At 49.9% G+C, this 20,414-nt stretch carries 19 protein-coding genes and 7 tRNA genes; 14 read left to right on the top strand and 12 right to left on the bottom strand.

The features are described 5' to 3' along the window. Nucleotides 1-18: 18 nt before the first annotated feature. The 3 genes from AC1RVX_RS06570 to AC1RVX_RS06560 form a co-directional block, all read right to left on the bottom strand. Nucleotides 19-996, bottom strand: a complete 978-nt coding sequence (locus tag AC1RVX_RS06570) for a bifunctional riboflavin kinase/FAD synthetase (RefSeq protein ID WP_493215771.1) — start codon at nt 994-996, stop codon at nt 19-21. Between the two features lie 141 nt (nt 997-1,137). Further along, nucleotides 1,138-1,353, bottom strand: a complete 216-nt coding sequence (locus tag AC1RVX_RS06565; protein ID WP_230413734.1) for a hypothetical protein — start codon at nt 1,351-1,353, stop codon at nt 1,138-1,140. An 87-nt stretch (nt 1,354-1,440) separates the two neighbouring features. Continuing rightward, nucleotides 1,441-2,595: a methyltransferase gene (locus AC1RVX_RS06560; RefSeq protein WP_493215770.1), complete on the bottom strand. Its 1,155-nt coding sequence runs from the start codon at nt 2,593-2,595 to the stop codon at nt 1,441-1,443. Nucleotides 2,596-2,817: 222 nt separating this feature from the next. On the opposite strand from AC1RVX_RS06560, the gene AC1RVX_RS06555 reads away from it, so the two are divergent. From AC1RVX_RS06555 to AC1RVX_RS06515, 9 genes are all read left to right on the top strand, one after another. Continuing rightward, nucleotides 2,818-4,602, top strand: a complete 1,785-nt coding sequence (locus AC1RVX_RS06555) for a DUF885 domain-containing protein (protein ID WP_493215769.1) — start codon at nt 2,818-2,820, stop codon at nt 4,600-4,602. A gap of 468 nt (nt 4,603-5,070) precedes the next feature. After that, nucleotides 5,071-5,310, top strand: coding sequence for a hypothetical protein (locus AC1RVX_RS06550; RefSeq protein ID WP_493215768.1), 240 nt, complete (start codon nt 5,071-5,073; stop codon nt 5,308-5,310). A gap of 117 nt (nt 5,311-5,427) precedes the next feature. Then, nucleotides 5,428-5,504: transfer RNA gene (locus AC1RVX_RS06545), tRNA-Pro, on the top strand. 7 nt (nt 5,505-5,511) lie between these two features. Beyond that, nucleotides 5,512-5,587, top strand: a tRNA-Gln gene (locus tag AC1RVX_RS06540). A gap of 93 nt (nt 5,588-5,680) precedes the next feature. Then, nucleotides 5,681-5,755: transfer RNA gene (locus AC1RVX_RS06535), tRNA-His, on the top strand. Nucleotides 5,756-5,782: 27 nt separating this feature from the next. Beyond that, nucleotides 5,783-5,867, top strand: a tRNA-Leu gene (locus tag AC1RVX_RS06530). A gap of 109 nt (nt 5,868-5,976) precedes the next feature. Next, nucleotides 5,977-6,063, top strand: a tRNA-Ser gene (locus AC1RVX_RS06525). 52 nt (nt 6,064-6,115) lie between these two features. Then, nucleotides 6,116-6,201 (top strand) — tRNA-Leu (locus AC1RVX_RS06520). 134 nt (nt 6,202-6,335) lie between these two features. After that, a tRNA-OTHER gene (locus tag AC1RVX_RS06515) sits at nt 6,336-6,419 on the top strand. Nucleotides 6,420-6,502: 83 nt separating this feature from the next. On the opposite strand, the gene AC1RVX_RS06510 is transcribed toward AC1RVX_RS06515, so the two are convergent. Further along, nucleotides 6,503-8,128, bottom strand: coding sequence for a hypothetical protein (locus AC1RVX_RS06510; protein WP_493215767.1), 1,626 nt, complete (start codon nt 8,126-8,128; stop codon nt 6,503-6,505). 687 nt (nt 8,129-8,815) lie between these two features. Here AC1RVX_RS06510 and AC1RVX_RS06505 point away from each other — a divergent pair. Continuing rightward, a complete protein-coding gene (locus tag AC1RVX_RS06505) occupies nt 8,816-11,620 on the top strand; it encodes an Ig-like domain-containing protein (RefSeq protein WP_493215766.1) in 2,805 nt (934 codons plus the stop codon). 91 nt (nt 11,621-11,711) lie between these two features. On the opposite strand, the gene AC1RVX_RS06500 is transcribed toward AC1RVX_RS06505, so the two are convergent. Beyond that, entirely contained in the window at nt 11,712-12,254 is a 543-nt protein-coding gene (locus AC1RVX_RS06500) for a hypothetical protein (RefSeq protein ID WP_493215765.1), read from the bottom strand. Between the two features lie 168 nt (nt 12,255-12,422). Between AC1RVX_RS06500 and AC1RVX_RS06495 the strand changes: the two genes are divergently transcribed. From AC1RVX_RS06495 to AC1RVX_RS06480, 4 genes are all read left to right on the top strand, one after another. Beyond that, entirely contained in the window at nt 12,423-13,031 is a 609-nt protein-coding gene (locus tag AC1RVX_RS06495; protein ID WP_493215764.1) for a glutathione S-transferase family protein, read from the top strand. A 137-nt stretch (nt 13,032-13,168) separates the two neighbouring features. Next, entirely contained in the window at nt 13,169-13,546 is a 378-nt protein-coding gene (locus AC1RVX_RS06490) for a DUF6713 family protein (protein WP_493215763.1), read from the top strand. Nucleotides 13,547-13,727: 181 nt separating this feature from the next. Beyond that, nucleotides 13,728-14,636 carry an ADP-ribosylglycohydrolase family protein gene (locus AC1RVX_RS06485; protein WP_493215762.1) on the top strand — a complete coding sequence of 303 codons (909 nt, stop codon included), beginning with the start codon at nt 13,728-13,730 and terminating at the stop codon, nt 14,634-14,636. Continuing rightward, on the top strand, nt 14,633-15,274 hold the full coding sequence (locus tag AC1RVX_RS06480; protein WP_493215761.1) for an alanyl-tRNA editing protein: 642 nt from the start codon (nt 14,633-14,635) through the stop codon (nt 15,272-15,274). Before AC1RVX_RS06485 ends, AC1RVX_RS06480 begins: the two co-directional genes overlap by 4 nt. An 85-nt stretch (nt 15,275-15,359) precedes the next feature. On the opposite strand, the gene AC1RVX_RS06475 is transcribed toward AC1RVX_RS06480, so the two are convergent. From AC1RVX_RS06475 to speE, 7 genes are all read right to left on the bottom strand, one after another. Next, nucleotides 15,360-15,554 (bottom strand): hypothetical protein, encoded by a 195-nt coding sequence (locus AC1RVX_RS06475; RefSeq protein ID WP_493215760.1) that lies wholly within the window; start codon nt 15,552-15,554, stop codon nt 15,360-15,362. Nucleotides 15,555-15,789: 235 nt separating this feature from the next. Further along, a complete protein-coding gene (locus tag AC1RVX_RS06470) occupies nt 15,790-16,209 on the bottom strand; it encodes a YidB family protein (protein WP_493215759.1) in 420 nt (139 codons plus the stop codon). Nucleotides 16,210-16,326: 117 nt separating this feature from the next. Further along, nucleotides 16,327-17,052: a 16S rRNA (uracil(1498)-N(3))-methyltransferase gene (locus AC1RVX_RS06465; protein ID WP_493215758.1), complete on the bottom strand. Its 726-nt coding sequence runs from the start codon at nt 17,050-17,052 to the stop codon at nt 16,327-16,329. Nucleotides 17,053-17,114: 62 nt separating this feature from the next. Then, nucleotides 17,115-17,522, bottom strand: a complete 408-nt coding sequence (locus AC1RVX_RS06460) for a DUF350 domain-containing protein (RefSeq protein ID WP_493215757.1) — start codon at nt 17,520-17,522, stop codon at nt 17,115-17,117. A gap of 8 nt (nt 17,523-17,530) precedes the next feature. Beyond that, entirely contained in the window at nt 17,531-18,664 is a 1,134-nt protein-coding gene (locus AC1RVX_RS06455) for a glutathionylspermidine synthase family protein (protein ID WP_493215756.1), read from the bottom strand. Beyond that, nucleotides 18,664-19,152, bottom strand: a complete 489-nt coding sequence (locus tag AC1RVX_RS06450) for a hypothetical protein (protein WP_493215755.1) — start codon at nt 19,150-19,152, stop codon at nt 18,664-18,666. The genes AC1RVX_RS06455 and AC1RVX_RS06450 overlap by 1 nt, the downstream gene beginning before the upstream one ends. 13 nt (nt 19,153-19,165) lie before the next feature. Further along, a complete protein-coding gene (speE, locus tag AC1RVX_RS06445; protein WP_493215754.1) occupies nt 19,166-20,407 on the bottom strand; it encodes a polyamine aminopropyltransferase in 1,242 nt (413 codons plus the stop codon). Nucleotides 20,408-20,414: the final 7 nt, after the last annotated feature.

The following is a 20,414-nucleotide window of genomic DNA, read 5'->3' as shown; positions in this document are numbered from 1 at the left end:
ACAAACAATGTGTGAGCTTCAAATTCGGTCAGTAGCAGAGCGTGCAGGGCGGTGGCTGTCAGCAAAATAGGCACGTGCCTGTTCCGCATCCTTATTGATGGCCGCCGTCAGGGTTGGCAAATCTATGTATTTTTCTTCGTCCCGCAGTTTTTTCAAAAATTCTATCTGCACGACTTTGCCATACGCGTGACCACTGTAATCAAATACATGCGTTTCCAGCAGCACGCGGCCACTGTCATCAACAGTAGGGCGCACACCCAGGCTTGCAACGCCGGGTAGTGGCTGATCAGCCAGGCCATGTACCTGTACGATAAAGATACCATTCAGGGCAGGGCGGTGATGGGCAATACGCAGGTTCAGCGTAGGAAAACCGATCGTGCGTCCCAGCTTTTGGCCGTGCACTACGTGGCCGGAAATACGGTAAGGGTGACCCAGCAAGGCTTCAGCTTCGTCAAAATCGCCGTTTGCCAACGCCAGACGCACTGCTGAAGAAGAGATACGCACGCCCTTGTTTTGAACCGAAGGCAGGGTCTCAACCGTAAAGCCGTGACGCAAGCCTGCTTCAGTCAGGGTGGCGATATCGCCAGCGCGTTTGGCACCAAAGCGAAAATCTTCACCCACCATGACCCATTTGACGTGCAGGCCATCGACCAGCACTTTTTCGATGAAATCTTGCGGGGACAGCGAGGCGAAGTGAGCATTGAAATGTTCAACGATCACCCTGTCCACACCGGCAGCCTGCAGCGAAGTCATGTTGTCACGCAAATTGGCGATGCGGGTAGGCGCTTTGGACAGATCGCCCATCATCTGGGCAAAGAATGCACGCGGATGTGGTTCAAATGTCATGACGGCAGCTTCTATACCCAAACGTGTCGCCGCATCCCGCAAACGGGCAAGCAAAGTCTGGTGGCCCAGATGCACGCCATCAAAATTGCCTATCGCCAGCGCACAGGGTGCACGGGAGGCTGCATTTGGAAGTCCGCGAAATACCTTCATTGTTTCCAGAAAACTGCTGCAAAGCCTTAGATTATAAATGTTTTCGTCTAGCTATAGACTTGATCTGAGGCGTAAATGCAAATTTTGCAAGGGAATTACTTGAGAAATTCCTGTTTTGCACGTCACTTGCTTGCCAATGAATTAATGATGATGCGACCACAAGACATCATTGGAGCTGAGATAGGACTGAACAGCTTCCTTGTTGCCGGTCGCGTGTTTCATGATTTCGCCGCAGCTGCAAATACCTTGATAGGGTTGAATGTGTGAGCAGGCAGAGACTTTTTGCAGAAAGACCTGGACGGATTTGCTGCAATTTTTGCATTTAAAGGTCAGGATGCGGGCGGGTTTGTTGATCATGATGCTAATTTTCTAAACAATTAATAAACTCAGGTGATAACTCGGTGGTCAGTGAATTGTGTCATCACCGACCACACAATACAGATTCTATTTCAGTTTCAGACGCCATAGGGAAGTCACTTCCTTCACGCGAGCAGCATGCAAGGGATCATTTTCGTCCGTGGATTTGGGGTGGCGTGGCTTGATATCCATCTTGCCAATGACCGTCAGGCCGCCAGCTTCTATCCAGCCTTGCAAATCTGTGGGGTTGCGCAGGCCCAGGTGTTCAGCAAAGTTGGACATAATCAGCCATGCTTCGCCCTGTGGTTCAAGATGTTCTGCCACGCCCGCCAGAAAGCCGCGCAGCATGCGGCTGTCGGGGTCATACACGGCATATTCTATAGGCGAATTGGGGCGTGCCGGCAGCCATGGTGGGTTACATACAATCAGGGGCGCACGGCCTGATGGAAACAGGTCTGCCTGCATCAATTCTATCTGGCCAGACAAGCCCAGTCTGTCGACGTTTTCACGTGCGCAGGCGAGGGCACGCTGGTCCTGATCGGTCGCCACTATCTTCTTGACGCCGCGTTTTGCCAGCAAAGCCGACAGCACGCCGGTACCCACGCCGATATCAAAAGCCAGCTCGGTCGATGGCAGTGGTGCTTTGGCCACCAAGTCTATGTATTCTCCCCGTACCGGTGAAAACACGCCGTAGTAAGGGTGGATTTTTGCACCCAGCGCAGCGATCTCCACACCGTTCTTGCGCCATTCATGTGCACCTATCAGTCCCAGCAATTCCCGCAGGGAGGCGACAAAGGCAGTAGTCGGTTCGCCGTACACTTCCTTGCAGGCTAGTGTAACGTCTGGCGCGCGGCGCAGGGTGATGTGGTAGTCAGCTTCAAAGGGTATCAATACCATGGCCAGCACGCGGGCGCGTTGTGATTGCGCCTGGCGGTGCAGGTTGAATGCTTCTTTTGCAGATTCAGGTACTTTTGCCTTTTTGCTGGCCTTGGCCGGTTTTTTATCGATGCGGCGAGCCAGTGCCTGCAATAGTTGTTTGGCATTGTGATAGTCGCCACGCCACAGTAAGGCCGTGCCTTCGCAAGCCAGCTTGTAGGCGGTTTCTACATTCATGCGGTCATCGGCAATCTGCACACGCTTGGGGGCAGGCGCTCCGCTTTCTGAATGCCAGCGGCATGAGCGTGCTTCGTCGTTTTCTGTCCAGTGCAATTGCATGATGGAGATGGGGGTGGGGGGGGTCATGTTGTTCTTTTTGTGATGCTGCAGGTTTGCCAGGTTAGGCCAAGGCTGGAGTGTAACAAAGAAAGCCCCTTGAATGAGTGTTCACTATAGGCAGCCAAAGTTATGGAGGGCTGCTGAAAGCATGTTTTCTTCGCCTGCTGACAATAAAAAAATACAGATGATAGCGTCGATCTTGTGTTAACCTCATGCTTCTTAATATATTAAGCCTGCGAGATACTCACCATGCCCATCCCCGTCCCGTTCCGTCCTGTATTGATTGCCACTTTGCTGTCGTCACTGGCACTGGCTGCACCTGTCAGTATGTCTTCCACGGTGGCATCGATAAATGTTACCAAAAAAGCTGATCAGGGGTTTGCCCAGGTCAAGGCCGCCTTTCTGGCCGCGTTGTGGCAGCAGGATCCGGATATGTCTATGGCGGCAGGTCGATATCAGGACGCCAATAAACTGGTGTTGCCAAATCAAGCTACCCGGGATGCCAGTGTGGCTTTTGCTGATAATTGGTTGGCACAATTAGGTAAGATAGATGCAGAAAACTTGTCTGCCAAAGAACAGACTGATCTGGCAATGATACGCAATTACCTGAATGGTACCCGCTGGTATCTCACGCAATTCCGCGAATTTGAATGGAATCCGACTCAACATAATATTGCCAGCGGTTTCGATGCCATACTCAATACCGATTTTGCACCAAAGACCAAACGGGTGGTGGTGGCGATACAGCGCTTGCAATCCGTGCCCGCTTATTATGCGGCCGCCAAAGCCAGCATCAAGAACCCTACGCCTGAACATACTCGTCTGGCGATCAAGCAAAGTGCCGGTGCCATTTCTGTATTGGCCGAACTGGAAAAAACTGCCGCAGAGGAAAAACTGACAGACAAGGACAAAGTCGCTCTTGATGAAGGGCTAAAAAATGCCCGTGCTGCCGTCAACGATTATGTGCAGTTTTTGGAGGCGTTGGAAAAAACTCTGGACCCAGCCACCGCACGTTCTTTCCGCATAGGCAAGGATTTATATGAAGGTAAATTTGCTGCCGACATCCAGTCTTCACTGACGGCAGAACAGACGTACCAGCGTGCGCTGAAGTACAGGGATGAAGCACATCTGAACATGGAAAAACTGGCAGATCAGCTATGGGATAAAACCATGGGTGCACAAGCCAAGCCGGCTGATCGTGTACGCAAGATTGCCATGGTCATCGACAAGCTGTCTGAAAAACATGTGGCAGCCAAAGATCTGTTTCCCGAAATTCGTAGCCAGTTGCCGCAACTGGAAAAATGGATACGCGAACATGATCTGGTTAGCCTGAATCTTAAAAAGCCCTTGATCGTGCGTGAGACGCCGGTGTACGAACGTGGTGTCAGTCTGGCGTCGATAGAAGCACCCGGCATCTTCAGGCCGAATGACAAGACCTATTACAATGTCACGCCTTTTGACGGCCAAAGCCCGGAACAGGTCGAAGGTATCTTGCGTGAACACAATCACTGGGTCTTGCAGATATTGAACATCCATGAAGCTATTCCAGGTCATTACACCCAGTTGCAGCACGCGAATCAGTCGCCATCAGTGATCAAGACCTTGTTCAGCAATGGTGCCATGGTCGAAGGTTGGGCCGTGTATAGCGAACGCATGATGCTGGAATCGGGTTATGGTGGTAATACACCTGAGATGTGGCTCATGTATTACAAATGGAACCTGCGCGCCATCTGCAATACCATTCTTGATTATCAGGTGCATGTATTGGGTATGACAGAGGCAGAGGCCAAAGACTTTTTGATGAACCAGGCTTTCCAGACCAAGGCAGAAGCCGATGGAAAATGGCTGCGCGTGCAGTACACCTCAGTGCAACTGGCGAGTTATTTCAGCGGTTACAGCGAGATACTGGAGTTTCGTGAACAGTTGAAAAAGCAGCAGGGTGATAAATTTAAGCTCAAGCAATTCCACGAACAATTCCTCAGCTACGGCAGCGCACCTGTGGGGATGATCAAGAAGCTGATGTTAAAGGACTAAATCAAATTACCATTTACAGGTGATCGTTTTAATAGTGTGCTGAGTTGCAAATTTGTTCAAGAATAAAATAAACAGGACACAAGCTTGCCGAAATCTATGCTGGATGCCGAGAAATTTGACCAGCTTTTCTCTGTGACACCTCTGTGTCCCTGTGTCCCTGTACCTCTGTGGTGAGTGGTTTTTGGGATGAAACGACCCGCAAGTGTAATGGCATTTTGGTGGTCATGCTTTCTCTATTTCGTATCAGCCGAGACGATATGGGGACAGTACTGGCGTTTTTGATCTGTAATTAGAACTCATTCCTATTGATGAAATGAGTTCTGGAAATGAGCGCCTGTTGCAAAAATATCGCAATTATTTGAATAAAATCGTCATGCCATGCTTGTTTTATTTAAAAACATATGGCAAGATAGCTACATCGAATACAGCAGCACCTACTTAATAAACCAATAGAGAAAAGGATTGATTGTGAAAACCACGCTACTCCAACAACTGAATCAGAACTTGCGCATTCATGCGCAGGGGCTGGCACAGGCTGGCGATGCGGTTCTCAATCTGTTCCCGCTATCGTCCCATTCTTTGTCTGCCAATCTGCCTCTGCAGTTAGTGCAACAAAGCTCGCATCTGGCATCGCCCTTATATCATCTGGGCGCATGCCTGCAATTCAACATCCGGGGGGAAACCCCACAGATATACCGCACCAGTTAGCGTGCTCCATATCTGTTGCGATAAGCCCGGATGCGATCAACGCACCGGGCTTTTTGGTTTTTTATACGGCTTGATTTTTGTGCTTGCCAGCGTGTGGTGGCAAGCAGGTATTTTTTACGGAGTGTGGCGCAGTCTGGTAGCGCAACTGCTTTGGGAGCAGAAGGTCCGAGGTTCGAATCCTCGCACTCCGACCATTGTAATAGGGGATTAGCCAAGCGGTGACGGCACCTGGTTTTGAACCAGATATTCCAAGGTTCGACTCCTTGATCCCCTGCCAGTTTGATGTGCTTGTCATTTCGTCGCCTATGCAACATGCACGCGATTGCAGGTAGAAAGTGAAACAGAAATAAGAGCTTCAGCCTGCTTTGGGGTGGCCATAACTTAACGGTGAAAGTCGTGGACTGTGAATCCGCTTATCTTGGTTCGATTCCGAGTGGTCACCCCAAAGCGGGTTAAAGTGAATGAGGTTTATGCGCGTGTGGTGGAATTGGCATACACGCTGGTCTTAGAAACCAGTGCCGAAAGGATTGAGGGTTCAAGTCCCTCCGTGCGCACCAAGTTGAAGTAGGGTGCACCATGTGCACCGGATGTTTTGTGCATATCGCTATTTGCGTAAGACAACGAACGGTGCACGTGGTGCACCCTACAGCAAATCGTAATAAATAAGGAAACGTGGCAGAGCGGCCATTGCAGCTGTCTGGAAGACAGTAGGGCCTTAGGGTCCCGTGAGTTCGAGTCTCACCGTTTCCGCCAGATGTTTCGACACATGTATGGTGAAAATACATGTCAGTGAAGAAGTTTGAATGCGCGTGTGGTGGAATTGGTATACACACTGGTCTTAAACCCCAGAGCCCGACGGGTATGAGGGTTCGATCCCCTCCGCGCGCACCAAGTTGAAGTAGGGTGCACCATGTGCACCGGTTTTTTGCGCAATACGATTTACATTAGATATGCGAACGGTGTGCGTGGCGGACCGACAAATTGGGTTCTGTGTTGACAAACCTGACCTGTAAACAAAGAATTTTGGAAGCGTGGCAGAGTGGTTGAATGCACCTGTCTACATACAGCATTGCTGTCGGGGGCCGTGAGTTCGAATCTCACCGTTTTCAATTTTGATTCGCCATGCCTGGAGCAAATAATGGGTACGCTCCAGGTATGACATTAAGGCTCATATCTGTCGATGAAATGAGTGCTAATTTACATGGAATGAATCCATAAATGCAGCAATCTTGGGTGAGTTTCCTTCTGCTTTTTCCGTGGCAGTTTCGATGATGTAAACGGTTTTTCCAATCACATAGTAATGGGCTAGTCTGACTATACCCTTGGTCTCCAACTGCAGGCTGCGACCGATGTTGCCATCCAGATTTATTTTTTGTTCTTCTGTGACGACTGTGTTGGGGCTTTGAGCAGCATTGTCGCGTATGGCGTCGAGCAGGCCAGACACATCTGCTGGGCGTGTCGGCAATTCGAAATGTGTCACGCCATAATGAAACTTACCTGCACGCAGCGAATAGCTGTGATTATTACTGACCCCCGGTTCAGCCTTGACTGGCTGCTCAACCAGTTTGCCAGGCAGGCGCACACTGAAGCTGTGATCAGGTGGCGAGAACTCGGCAATCGCTTCTTCTTTTTGACCCTTGCCTATCTTCGTCAAAATGCCATAACCCACTGCAGCCAGCAACAGACACACTATGACGAGGTTACGTAAATCATGGTTGTCATCAGGGATGGCAGAAGGCGCTCCAAGCAAGCCTACTTTATAACCTTCTGCTTTCAAACGCGAACTTGCCTTGAAATTCATGAACAGAAAAGTGAAGAGGTTTACGACCGGTACGCAAGACAACACAAACATCACCAGATTGGTCAGACCCGACCAGGCGAAACCTTTGGCCATTCGGAAGAAACCAAACAGGCCGGTACCGGCCACAAGCAGGCAAAGGAATACGGTGATCAGCACTTCAGTGGAGTCGAAGATATTGACATTTTTGGTCCAGTTTCCCAGAAACAGGGACAGCACAATACCAAAAATAAACAGTCTCTGTCCGCTGGCAACGTAGCCTACTTCCGCATCGCCATCTGATGTGGCGTTCGCTGTATTACCTCTGGAGGTACTCGCATTATTTGATGCGGAATTGCGTGAGCCAGAGCCGGATGGGCGACCCGTGCCACCAGCGCGACCACTGCTGCTGCCCATGGTTACCGCCGGATTGTTGATGTCGCAATGGCTGAAAATCCAGTGATAAACGGCACGGTTGGCTTCAAACACCGACGCCTTGGCCGTGACGGTGAAAGACAGCAGCAACTCGTCAGTGCGCATGCAGCATATGATCATGCAGGTGTCTTCTGTGTCGCCATGTACTCTGCCACGGTATTCGGCGGTCATGCCCTGTATGCCATAACTCCAGTTTTCACCCTTGATGACTGCCGGGCGTGTCACCTGTGTGAGGTGGGGCATTTCTTTTTCCAGCATGGGCAAGCGCATGCTCACCCATTGTTCTATCGATACATTGGCGCGGGCGAAACCGTTGGCTTCCATGCGGGTATCGGTGGCTGGATCAAGCAAATGGATGGAGCGGGTATTTTTCACTTCCTTCCAGGCACCCGGCGCGTAAAATTCCAGACCCAGGTTGGCGTTGTGAAATTGCTTGGGGTTCAGGTTGGATATGTCATGTCCGGTCAGTTCACGCTGGCTCGATGGCGCAGATGGCGATTCGGGTTTTTTGCTTGCTGGCTTGTCCCAGTCTTCCAGGCTAAGGGAACGGCCTCCAGAGCTGGAGGGACGGCCTTGCGGCTTAGGGGCGATGGTGTCGAAATCCATGGTACTTGTTTGTTGTAGTTATCGGAAGAAATTGACAGGCATCGTCAAAAATCAAAGCACGGATTAAAACATTTTCAACAGATTTGTGTCAAATCGTTTCAGTGCTTTACAAATGAGAAAATTTCCAGGTGGAAATTGTTTGGCTAGTCTGCTTTTGCCGTGCTCGAAACAGATAGTGCTGCGATAAAATTTTTTGCCAAATTCAGACGTGAAATACCATTGTTCCATTTAAAAATTATCAAACGCACAAAATTATCCTCTGTTTATTTTGGTGCAGCCTGAGAATATTTGCCAAAAATGCCCCAAAGCAGTTCAAAAAAAACAGCAAGAGTAGTTTTTTTACAAATCTGTTAAAAAAAGTAAACCCGGGTAACAAAATTGACACACGCCGATGTTAATCTAGTAATCGTTTGCGCAAACGATTGCTTAGTTGAACTGTCGTTAAATCTCGTTTCTGGAAGGTGCAAACAGCATCATGGTAAGAAGAATAGGTAGAGCTGTACAAGAATGGCTGCTTACAGATATCTGAACAAGGCTGGAATAAAAGAAGCGAGAAAACATGGGTTTTCCAATCTGGAAAACCTGCGTAAAAATGATTTTCTTCTCGGCTTTGAAGATTTCATCTGAATGAGGATATATGTGGGACAGCCACATAAATTAATTAATACTCATTGAGGGAATCATTTTATGCAAGGCCTACAAACTAACAGCAGATTGAAACTGCTGGCGTTACAACTAAGTCTGATTTTTGCAGTCAGTTTTACGGGGATGGAAGCTGCTTACGCATCCATACCGGACCATCATGAATTTGATGCAAGTCTGCATGTACCATATCGCTCTACTGCTAAAGCAGGTGCTGAATCCCGTTATTTCACGATGGAATTCGAATATCCCTATGTCACCAAAGAGCAGGCCATCACCTGGCGGCTGGAATTGCTGGGGCCGGATGGACGCGTGGTTGATCACTGGTATGGTGTAGAAAAACTCTTCAAAAAAACGGTGACAACGCAGATGTACTGGAGCGGTCGCGGTCCCAAAGGCGAAGTCTTGAAAGACGGTGTCTACCAGGTCAGGCTGACTGCCAAGGCGACAGATGCTGCGGTTCTGCAGGCAACTCCTGCGACAGACGTAGCGACTCTGGTTGAACGTGCTTTGGCCAAGCATGACACGGAAATCATTACTCAAAACTGGCCCTTGCAAGTTGGTAACGTGCCTGGGCCAAAAATGCCGGCCTTTGCCGCCATGCCGACCAAAGCCAGCAAAAATCTGTCTACCTCTGTTACGACGACAAGCCGTCAATCTGTCGCTGGCGCACCGCCACCAGTTGCTGCAACAGGTTCTTTGCCTTACACCGTGTATTACGGCAATCTGCACAGCCAGACCAATCATAGTGATGGTGGTGGTGAGCTGACAACCTGTGTCGGCGCGCAAAATCCGCAATCTGGTGCGTATGGTCCGACGGATGCGTATCAATACGCGCTGAACAAGGGGCTGGACTTTTTGATGACGTCTGAGCATAACCATATGTATGATGGTTCTGACAGCACCAATGCATCAGCCAATCCGGTCACGGCCAAAAATCTCTATCAATCCGGCCTTGCCGCAGCGACCAGTTTTAATTCTGCACATACTGGTTTCCTCGGGATTTACGGCATGGAGTGGGGGGTCATCACCAATGGTGGCCACATGAATATTTTCAACTCGAATGAATTGCTGGGTTGGGAATACAATAGCAGCAACCAGTTGATCGCCGACACACTGACCACCAAAAATGATTATGCTGGTTTGTATACACTGATGCGTCAGCGTGGCTGGATAGGCCAGTTCAATCATCCGTCCAGCAGCGGGCAATTTATTGTCAATGGTACCGCGCTGGGTTATACGGCAGACGGTGATCAGGCCATGGTTGCTTGTGAAGTATTAAATTCGTCAGCCTTCTCGACCAATACCACAGAAACAGAAACCAGCCGCAGTACATATGAAGGTGCTTGTAACAAGGCATTGGAAGCTGGTTATCACGTTGCGTTTACAACAGACCAGGATAACCACTGTGCCAACTGGGGAGCGTCTTACACTAACCGTAACGGTGTATTGTTACCGACTGGTGCAGCCTTAAATACCGCTAATTTCCTTGATGCGTTGAAAGCGCGCCGTGTCTTTGCCACGATGGACAAGACTTCGCAAATTGTCCTGACTGCCAATGGTCATCTCATGGGCGAACGTTTTACCAACAGTGGTGCGTTGACCCTGGTCAGCAATTTTGCCAGCACCAGTGGCCGTACGGTTTCCACAGTGGTTATCTATGAAGGCGTGCCTGGCCGTAATGGCACGGTAACGCAATTATCCAGCACAGCCACTACCACCATCACACCGGCAGTGGGCGAGCATTTTTACTATGCAAAAATCACTCAGGATGACGGTAAAATCTTGTGGTCGGCACCAGTCTGGGTAACGCAGTCTAACGGTAGTAGTGATACCACTCCACCTACTGTCAGTGCAGGTGAATCTGGCAGCAGCGGTACCATCACCTTGTCAGCCAGCGCGACCGATAATGTGGGTGTCAGCAAGGTTGAGTTCTACGTTGACAGTGCACTCAAGGGCACAGTCACCAGTACGCCTTACAGCATGACGCTGAACTCCACCAGTCTGACCAATGCCAGCCACAGTCTGGTCGCCAAAGCCTATGATGCTGCCAACAATGTAGGTACCTCGTCAGCGGTCAGCTTCACCATCAGCAATTCGACCAGCGACACTACCCCGCCAACAGTATCGGCCAGTGAAAGCGGCAGCAGCGGCAACATCACTCTGTCAGCCACGGCAACGGATAACGTCGGTGTCAGCAAGGTAGAGTTTTATGTTGATGGCACGCTGAAGGCAACCAGCACGGCGTCACCGTATTCAACCACGTTGAATTCAACCACGCTGTCGAACGGCACCCACAGCCTGACTGCCAAAGCCTATGATGCTGCCAATAATATCGGTACTTCGTCGGCAGTGAGTTTTTCCGTCAGCAACACCACTACGTCCACACAGCTGATTACGAACGGAGGATTTGAGAGTGGTGCGAGTTCCTGGACGACTAGTTCAGGTGTTATTAACAATGATACCTCTGAAGCTTCGCGTACTGGTAGCTACAAGGCATGGCTCAACGGTTATGGCAGTGCCCATACTGATACGCTGTATCAGCAAGTGACCATCCCCGCTGCAGCCACATCAGCCAGCCTGAGTTTCTGGTTAAGAATCAGTTCGGATGAAACCACGACCACTCAGGCTTACGATACCCTCAAACTGCAAATCCAGAACAGCAGTGGCACGGTATTGGCAACGCTGGCAACTTATTCGAACCTGAATAAGGGAACAAGCTATGTCAACAAGACCTTTGATTTGAGCAGCTATAAAGGTCAGACCATACGTGTGTATTTTGTTGGTGTCGAAGATAGTTCAACTATCACATCTTTCCTGATTGACGATGTGTCGCTGATCACGCAGTAAGTTTATCCTGCTATAAAATTGAAAAAGCCCGTCAGTTCATGAACTGGCGGGCTTTTTCTTGCCTGCACGCAGCGAGTAGCTATTATGCAGATCAGGAAATTACCAGGGTAAAGTAACCTGTTTCCAGCGTGGTGGTGTCTACAACAGCAGTAATCGCCGCTTGGGGATTATTGGTTTGTACGGTGTCGGTAGTGATGCCGTTAATGACAGCGTAGATGCTGTATGTATCACTGATGTTCAAGGTACTCATCATAAAGTTATCAGTAACCACGACATTCTGTACTACCTGATTATTCGGGCATATTGAAAAAATGACCGGCCCAAGACATGTCTTCTGAAACTGCAATTGATTGGGATTGCTATAGGGTACCTGAATCAAATCAAATTCAAATGTACCTTGTTGCATAACTTGTTTGACCTGCGCCAGAAAACCCGCAGCCCCCTCAAAACTGATGCTGGCGCTGGTATACGTATTACCTTCCAGGATGGTCGTGGCGGAGATACTGGTGGGTGGCAGATCAGTCACGAGTTCTGCAAGGGCATCCGGTAACAACGGTACATGCTCTGCTATCACCAGATCACCTTTCAACACCGTAAAATAGGCTTGGTAACTGGTTTTATTCGTCAAGTTCATGGACATTACACTCCCCCTGTAGTTGGTTTGCCTCGCTGATGTGAAGGCGCATGTGAGATTGTTTATTTTACGTTAACATGGTGGCGATACACAATGACGGTTTGGTTTGGTACACAAGACCATAGGCATGTTAATGACAGGTCAACGGTCAGATAAAGAGGAAAAGTCATGCACATCAGGTTTTATCATGCCCCAGATGCCAATTGCTGTGAACGCTTACTGTGGATACTCGATTACAAGCAGGTCCCCTATGAGCGCATAGACGTGGGTTTGACCAATGTGGGCGAGCATGTCACCCAGTACAGCCCTTTTGCCAGGGTGCCATTGATGGAAGTGGATGGCGTGCCCTTGAGTGAATCCATGGCGATGGCTGAATTTATCGAAGAACTGGTGCCCAACCCTCCCTTGCAATACACCGACTTGTTCGCCCGGGCCCAGGTCAGGGAAATTTGCGAAGCAGTCAACTCGTCCATCCATCCACAGCAAAACGGCAGCACCGTGCGGTTTTTCCATCCTGAATGGAGCAGGGAACAAATGCGCCCAACACGCGCCAACTGGCTCAATATCAATCTGCAAAAGTTGCAGGGGCACCTGTGGCACAGCAGCCAGTTTGCTGTGGGCACACAATTTACTCAGGCCGATATTTTTGTCAGCATCATTTATCGCAAGGCTGTTGACTTGGGTGTGCCAATCACAGATTTGCCACTGTATGAAAAACATTGGCAGTTTTTGATGTCGCATGAGGCTATGCGCCGGAGCTGCCCGATATCACCATGAACAGGCAGGGATAAGTGACGCAAAAAAAACAATATGTTTTTTTTGATGATGATCGTTTTCTATTGACATCGAATTCACCGTATTTTCATACTTGCGGTAATGTATTCTGTAGGAAAATATTTTGGAAAATACGAACGATGCTACTGAATTCTCGGCTGCAAGCCCTTTTCTTGCTCAACGCCACTGTACTGATCACCCATCAGATTGATGCTGCTTTCTGGCACGAATGGGAAATTTTCCATATTCCAGGTGGAAACCAGATCAACTTATTGCTGAATTCGCCGATTATTGCACTGGTCTTGTTTGCGCAGGGGCAGGTGACGGCGAATACCAAAGCTTCCATCTCGTACTATAAGCTAATCGCAATATTGGGCTTCCTCACTGCCGGAATACATTCCGTATTCTTTGCTGTCGGTAGCGAGGCATTTGTTCAGCCGGTATCGATTGCTTTGTTGATCGGGACAGCCTTGCTTTCAAGTGCACAACTTTTTCTTATTCCGACGGTACCTAAATAGTATTTATTTTCCCGGGAATGGTAAATGCGCTTACATTTTGATTTGAAATTAGGGCTTACGAAAAATTGCCCCGGTAAGGTAACAGTGACGAAGGCAGTACATTAGTCCACGGCCTCGAAGGGGAGCTGCAACGCAGCTGGGGCGACTTTGCGCAAGCCTTGGAAATAATAGAACTGACATAATGAATTCATTAGAACGTGCATTGATATCACTGGATGGTTTATCTATAGGTGACGCTTTCGGCCAGTGTTTTTTTCAGACAGACAACAAGCTTCTGCTCGATGAGGGAAAGCAGTTACCTGAAGCACCCTGGCATTTTACTGATGATACAGAGATGACGCTGTCCATCATTGCGATCTTGCACAATCACGGTGAAATTCAGCAGGACACGCTGGCAAAAAGTTTTGCGAAGCATTATAGCTATGACCGTGCCTATGGCCCATCCATGCATAGAGTTTTGGCACGCATCAATGCTGGCGAAGCCTGGCAGGATGTAGTTGCCAGTGCTTTTGAAGGGCAAGGCTCATATGGTAACGGCGCAGCCATGCGCGCTGCCCCCTTGGGCGCATATTTTGCTGATGACCTGAGTTTGCTCATGAAGCAGGCAAGCTTGTCTGCGGAAGTGACACATGGTCATCCAGAAGGAATCGCTGGAGCCGTCGCAGTTGCACTGGCAGCTGCCAAGTCTTGTCTTTACCGTGATGTGGGAATACGACCCAGACATGCAGAATTTTTGGGGGAAATTATCGATTTATTGCCGCAAAGTGAAGTGCGTTCCAAGTTGGTACGTGCACAGTCCATGACTACGGTAGGGAACATTGATTTCCCGGTCTCTATTTTGGGTAACGGTAATAATATGTCGGCACAAGATACCGTACCACTGGCGTCATGGTGCTGCGGACAAGCATTGGAAGATTTCGAGAAAGCGATGTGGCTAACGGTCAGCGCAGGTGGAGACCGAGATACCTTGTGCGCAATAGTCGGTGGTGTTGTCGCCTCGTTTGTTGGTCGCGAAGGCATTCCTGATAGCTGGAGAGCAAGGCGTGAAACTTTACCAGGCTGGCATCTTGGATTTGAGGACGTGAATTGACAACGAAAATCTTTTGGAACGACCCCTATCAAACCAGCCTGCTGACACAGGTCAGTGCCGTAGACGGCAATGATATTCGTCTAGCGTCAACGATATTTTTTGCGTTCTCAGGCGGGCAGGAAAGCGATCAAGGCACAATAGCCGGGCATGAAGTCGTTGTCGCACGCAAGGAAGAGCTGGATCTGGTGTACACCCTGGCAGATGGCCATGGCTTGTTGCCAGGGCAGGATGTCGAAGTCTGCATAAACTGGGACCGGCGTTACCGTTTGATGCGCCTGCATTTTGCAGCAGAGCTGGTGCTGGAATTGTTTTACAAGTCATTGCCTGGCATCGGTAAAGCCGGTGCCCATATCGCCCAGGACAAGGCGCGCATAGACTTTGTCTGGCCCGAAAGCATCGCTCCCTTATTGCCTGCGTACGCGAAAGAAGCGCAAGCCATCATTGATGCCAATCTCGATATCAAATGTGCTTTTGACGATGAGGCGACGCAACGACGCTATTGGGAAATCACCGGATTTTCGCGTGTGCCGTGTGGCGGTACCCATGTCAAAAAGACCGGGGAGCTGGGGCAGATCAGACTGAAGCGCAATAACATAGGGCGGGGCAAGGAGAGGGTGGAAATTTATTTGGCACCATAGGAAAAAACGCAATCCATAGTTACTTTTAATAGCCCTATATGTCTATAACATCAATTTATACAATTTTCCGGCATCCTAATATCCTCTACCGTTCCGCAGTTTTTTTTGGCGTTTTGCCAATGATAATTGGCACGCTTATTCTAGCTGGATTCTTGATATTCAGGTTTGACTGGCTGATTCTGGCGGGGTTGTATTGTATTTTTGGTGGGGTAGTATGTTTTGTTGTTGGTGTCGTTTGTTTGATTGGATCAATTTTTTTAGACAGACGTGATGTTGACACGCGCCCTCCAATTGCAAGCAGGACCAGGTTGCTAACCGGTCTTCTATTAATTTCGAATTATCCGCTTGCCATCATATATATTGTTTTAGCCTTCTACAGTTACTGAAAATCCGTGACGCAATTTCGGGTCATTCAAGGGAGGGCATCTTGAGTTTGTTTGTCGCATTCAATGGTATGAAAAACGGCGCTCAAGATTTACCTGGCGCCGTTTATTGTGTCCGTGAAATAGTTGCTACTACTTCCCAAACAACGATGAAAACTGTTGCAGCACATCCGCCGGATTGATATTGCCAGCTTCTGGCACCTGACCGTGTGGCGTCAGGTGATCAATGATGCCGGGCAAAAATTCAGCCAGATGACTTGCAGCACCTTCGTGGGAAATACCTGCGGCATCAGCCAGTTGTTGCAATTGTCCACCGCCAAGGGCTTGCTGTATCTGTGCGGCAGAAATCGGCAGGTTTTGCCCTGTGCCTACCCAGGATTGCACGATATCGGCCAGACCAGCCTGATGGAAGGCGCTAATCAGTGATTGCAAGCCACCACCAGACTGGTTATTGCTCAACATGCCTACAGCCGCCTGAAGCAGCATGGACTTGGGATCGTTGCTTTGGTTTGTGCCTTCCAGCATGCTTAATGCGCTATCAAAAAGCCCCATGATTATCCTTTCAGATGAAGTTAATGGTCAGCCGTGAGTGTATGTTGTCTGACGCACGGTAATTGTGAACTTTATATGAAATTTGACATTGTTTTACTGCCATGGCAATTTTTTGAATTACATTCCACCCCAGGCGGCATTCAACATGGCGATGGCGGCCAGGCCCGCTGTCTCGGTACGCAATATGCGTGGACCCATGGACAGGGCAAGCACGCCATGTTTAATGGCGAGGTTTTCTTCCTCTTCCGTATAGCCACCTTCCGGCCCTACCATCAGGCTGACGGCTTGCGCCGGGTGATGCCGTGACCAGTCGGCCAGTGATTGTTCTGCCCGTGGTGTCAGCAATATCCTTTGATGCATGTCTTGTTGGGCTAGCCACTGGCTGTAGTTCATCACCGGTGCCAGATTGGCCAGGCGATTGCGGCCGCATTGCTCGGCAGCGGCAATGATAATACCTTGCCAGTGGGTCAGTTTTTTCTCTGCCCGCTCTGCTGACAGTTTGACGACACAACGCTGCGCTGCCAAAGGTTGTATTGTGCTGACGCCGAGTTCCATGGCTTTTTCTATGACCCAGTCCATTTTTGATGCTTCTGGCAGGGCTTGCACCAGGCTCAGCGAATAGGGCAGCTCGCATTCTTCCGGCAAAAATACTTTGACATCTGCGGTCACATTTTTCTTGCTGACTTCGGTTAAAGTGGCAACATAGCTGCCGCCTTCGCCATTGAAAATGCTGATGTTGTCACCGACATTCTGGCGTAATACAAAAACATGATGTGCGACCTCATCCGGCAGGGTGATGCTGACACCTATGCTTAAGGGTAGTGGACAATAAAAACGTGACATTACTTTCTCGATTTACGTAAAACTAATTTTATTGGAACGCATCTCTATTTATGAAATGAGTTCTAGTAAGTCATGCAGGCTGCATTGAGCATACCCAAACCCAGGCTCAATGCACCCAGGAAAATACCGGAGGCGATTTTATTCTCCGGTATGTCCGAGACGATACCAGGTATAAGCAGACGCGCAATACCGAATGCCAGCAACTGTATGACCAGTGCCACCACTCCCCAGAAACACATGTCCACCAGGCTGATACTATTGGCAATGGCAGACGCCAATGCTGTGCAATAACCCAGTACGGCACCGGACAGGCTGGCTGCCGCCGCAATATTGCCGGCGCGTATCAGGGCGATTTCGCGATATGGGGTAATGCGGAGATAGATCACCACAAATACCGCCAGCAAGACAAAGGCTGCGGCGATATGGCTGAAGAAGGCGATCAGCCCGTGTGCCACTAATTGTTCGCTCATGGGTTATCCTATTCTACAAAATAATGGGGAATGAAACGGCTGGTGTTTTTGGTGATCAGCGTTTCATCTTCACGTATGCCTATGCCAGCCGGTTCGTCACCAACTATCCAGGCACCGATAGAGGTGTAGGCCGGTGTGATACCGTCATCAAACTTCGGCTGGGGGGCATAGGCCTGGTAGATATAACCCTCTGCACCATAATCACCGCCAGTATGCATTACTTCGCCATTGGCATAGATGGAAATGTTTTCACCCTCGCGCGAATACAGGGGTTTTTTTACATGGTTGCCACTGATACGCCATGCATCAAAAGACGCAGCCAGCAGGTTGGGGTGGTTGGGAAACAGTTCCCACAATATCGGCAGGATGGCCTTGTTGGACAACACCATTTTCCATGCCGGTTCAATGACGCGCATAGGGCGCTTCAGCAGATGGGAAGCAAAATCTTCGCGGCATAGCCATTCCCAGGGGTAAAGCTTGAACAGGTTGTCTATCCTGCTGTCCGCATCATCGACGAAGACGCCTTCTTCATTATCCCAACCCAGGCTTTCTATGGCACATTGTTTGGTGGCAAGGCCTGCCTGTATGGCGGTGTCGCGCAAATACGAGAGATTGCCTTCGTCTTCTTCATTGCCGCCTGCGCAGGTGAAATGCAACATGCCTTTGTTGGGGAATTTTTTCCATTGCTCTATCAGCTTTTCATGTAGGGAATTGAACTGGTCTGCATCTGGATGCACATCTTGCAGCCAATACCATTGGGCAACGCTGGATTCCACCAAACCAGTCGGGGTATCGGCATTGTATTCCAGCATCTTGGGTGCGCCTGTGCCATTCCAGCACAGGTCAAAGCGGCCATACAGAGAAAACTCTTTGGCGCGCCAGCTGTCTTCCACCAGCGACCAGAATGCGCTGGGGATGGCAAATTTTTCCTGCATGCCATTTTTGATGACATGTTCTACCGCTTGCAATGACATCTGGTGCAAATCCAGGCTGGCCTGTTCCAGTATGTCGATTTGCTCTGCGGTAAAGCAGTAGGCATAGCGTTCATCCCAATACAGGCCATCGATGGAATGATAGCTAAAGCCCAGCGATTCAAATTGTTGCTGCCAGTCATCGCGCGGTGTGAGTGAGTTGCGTATCATTAACCGCCCCCGGAAGAACCGTGAGACGTGCCGCCAAAACCGCCACGGCTGATGCTGCCACGACCTGTGCTGGTGCTGCGGCTGATGGCGTGGTCACTGCTGCCACCCTGAAAGCCAAAGCTTCGTTGCGCCGTTTCCCGACTGCCCGAGCTGTAACTTGGGCCAAAGTAATGCATGATGTAGCCGTTGTAATGTCCACCTGTGCCGGTATAGGATGAACCGGTATAACCATTGCCTGTGGAGGTATTGTTCAGATTCGTATCGGCATTCAGGTTACTGGTGGCGACTGCTTCGCAGGCCGGGCCATCGCCCCAATCCTTGCGGCAATCTTCCAGGGTTTTATACTGGTCGCGTATGGCGGTCAGTTCCTGGTTGCCATCAACGTCGCTGCTGCTACAGGCGGTTAGTGCAGCACTGGTCACTAGCATTAGCGGCAGGGTGCGACTCGCCCTGCGTTTGCCATGTTGTCTGTTTTTTCCGGCACTCACGGTTTCTCCTGGTTCAGGTGGCCGGCATCAGGTCTTTCACATAATTGGGTAAAGCAAATAATGCCTGATGCACATCAGCATTGTAATACCTTAGTAATGGCAAGCCACGGTGTTTGATGCGCTGATTTACCGTTGACGCAGGAATCGCCTGCGGATTGAGCCGTTTGCTGGCAATGGCCATGCCCCACAGGGCACCATACAAGGGAATGAACACGGTGTAAGGATGAATTTGGTCAAACGCCTTGCTCAGTTTGGTCAGCGTGGACCTAAAGCGATCAGGATGATAAAACGGGCTGCCCAGATGCAAGACCAGCATGCCGTCTGCTGTCAGGCGCTTTGCGCAGGTCTGGAAAAAATCTTCTGTCATGCAGGTGGCTGCCAGCGAATTGCCGGTTGGGCTGACGGGGTCGGTCAGGTCCAGCAAGATCAGGTCGTAGACATCATTGCATGAACGTATATAGGCAAATCCATCTTCGTAGCGGTGTTGTATTTTTGAATCATCCAGAGCGCCGCGATGGATCTTGCCCAGATGCTGGCGTGCCATGGTTACCACGTCGGCATCAATTTCACACAGAGTAATGCTGGTGATGCTGGGGTGCTTGAGCAATTCTTCGCATGAACCACCATCGCCACCACCTATGATCAGGGCGGTGCGTGGTTCCGGGTGGGTAATGGCGGCAGGGTGTACCAGACATTCGTGATAAAAGAATTCATCTTTTTCTGAAGTCATCATGGCTCCGTCCAGTCGCATGACTTTGCCGAAATCGCTGGTGTCCGCGATCTCTATGTCTTGCATGGCGCTGGTATGCCGCGCCACTACCTGATTGATGCGGGTGGCGGCAAAGCTGTTGTCGCTCAGGGCTTCAAACGCCAGGCCAGTGCCTGGTTCGCCGCGTTGCAGTTCTTGCCGTGATACTGTTCGCGGCTTGAATACCGTAATCAGTGCGTCAACTATCTGCCTGGCCTTGCTGCCATTGTCATAATTGAAGTTGCAGACATACACATCCAGCGTGACCGCATTGCGCTCGGGCCAGGTATGGATGGCAACATGTGATTCTGCCAGCAGCAAGGCACCGGTGACACCTGCCGGGCTGCCATCTTCATGGGTGAAGGCATGAAATTTTTCACCGACTATGGTCAGGCCGGCAGCGACGGTGATGTTGCTCAGGCACAGACGCAGGCTTTCCGGGTTGACGAAATATTCTGGTGCGGCGTCGCAGGCAAAGCAATCTGCGGTCAGGTGTAAGCCTTCCATAAATCTT

The organism is Undibacterium sp. GW821-FHT11B02 (assembly GCF_058808955.1).
The sequence above is the reverse complement of the archived record's forward strand: the minus strand, read 5'-3'. Positions and strand labels throughout refer to the sequence as shown.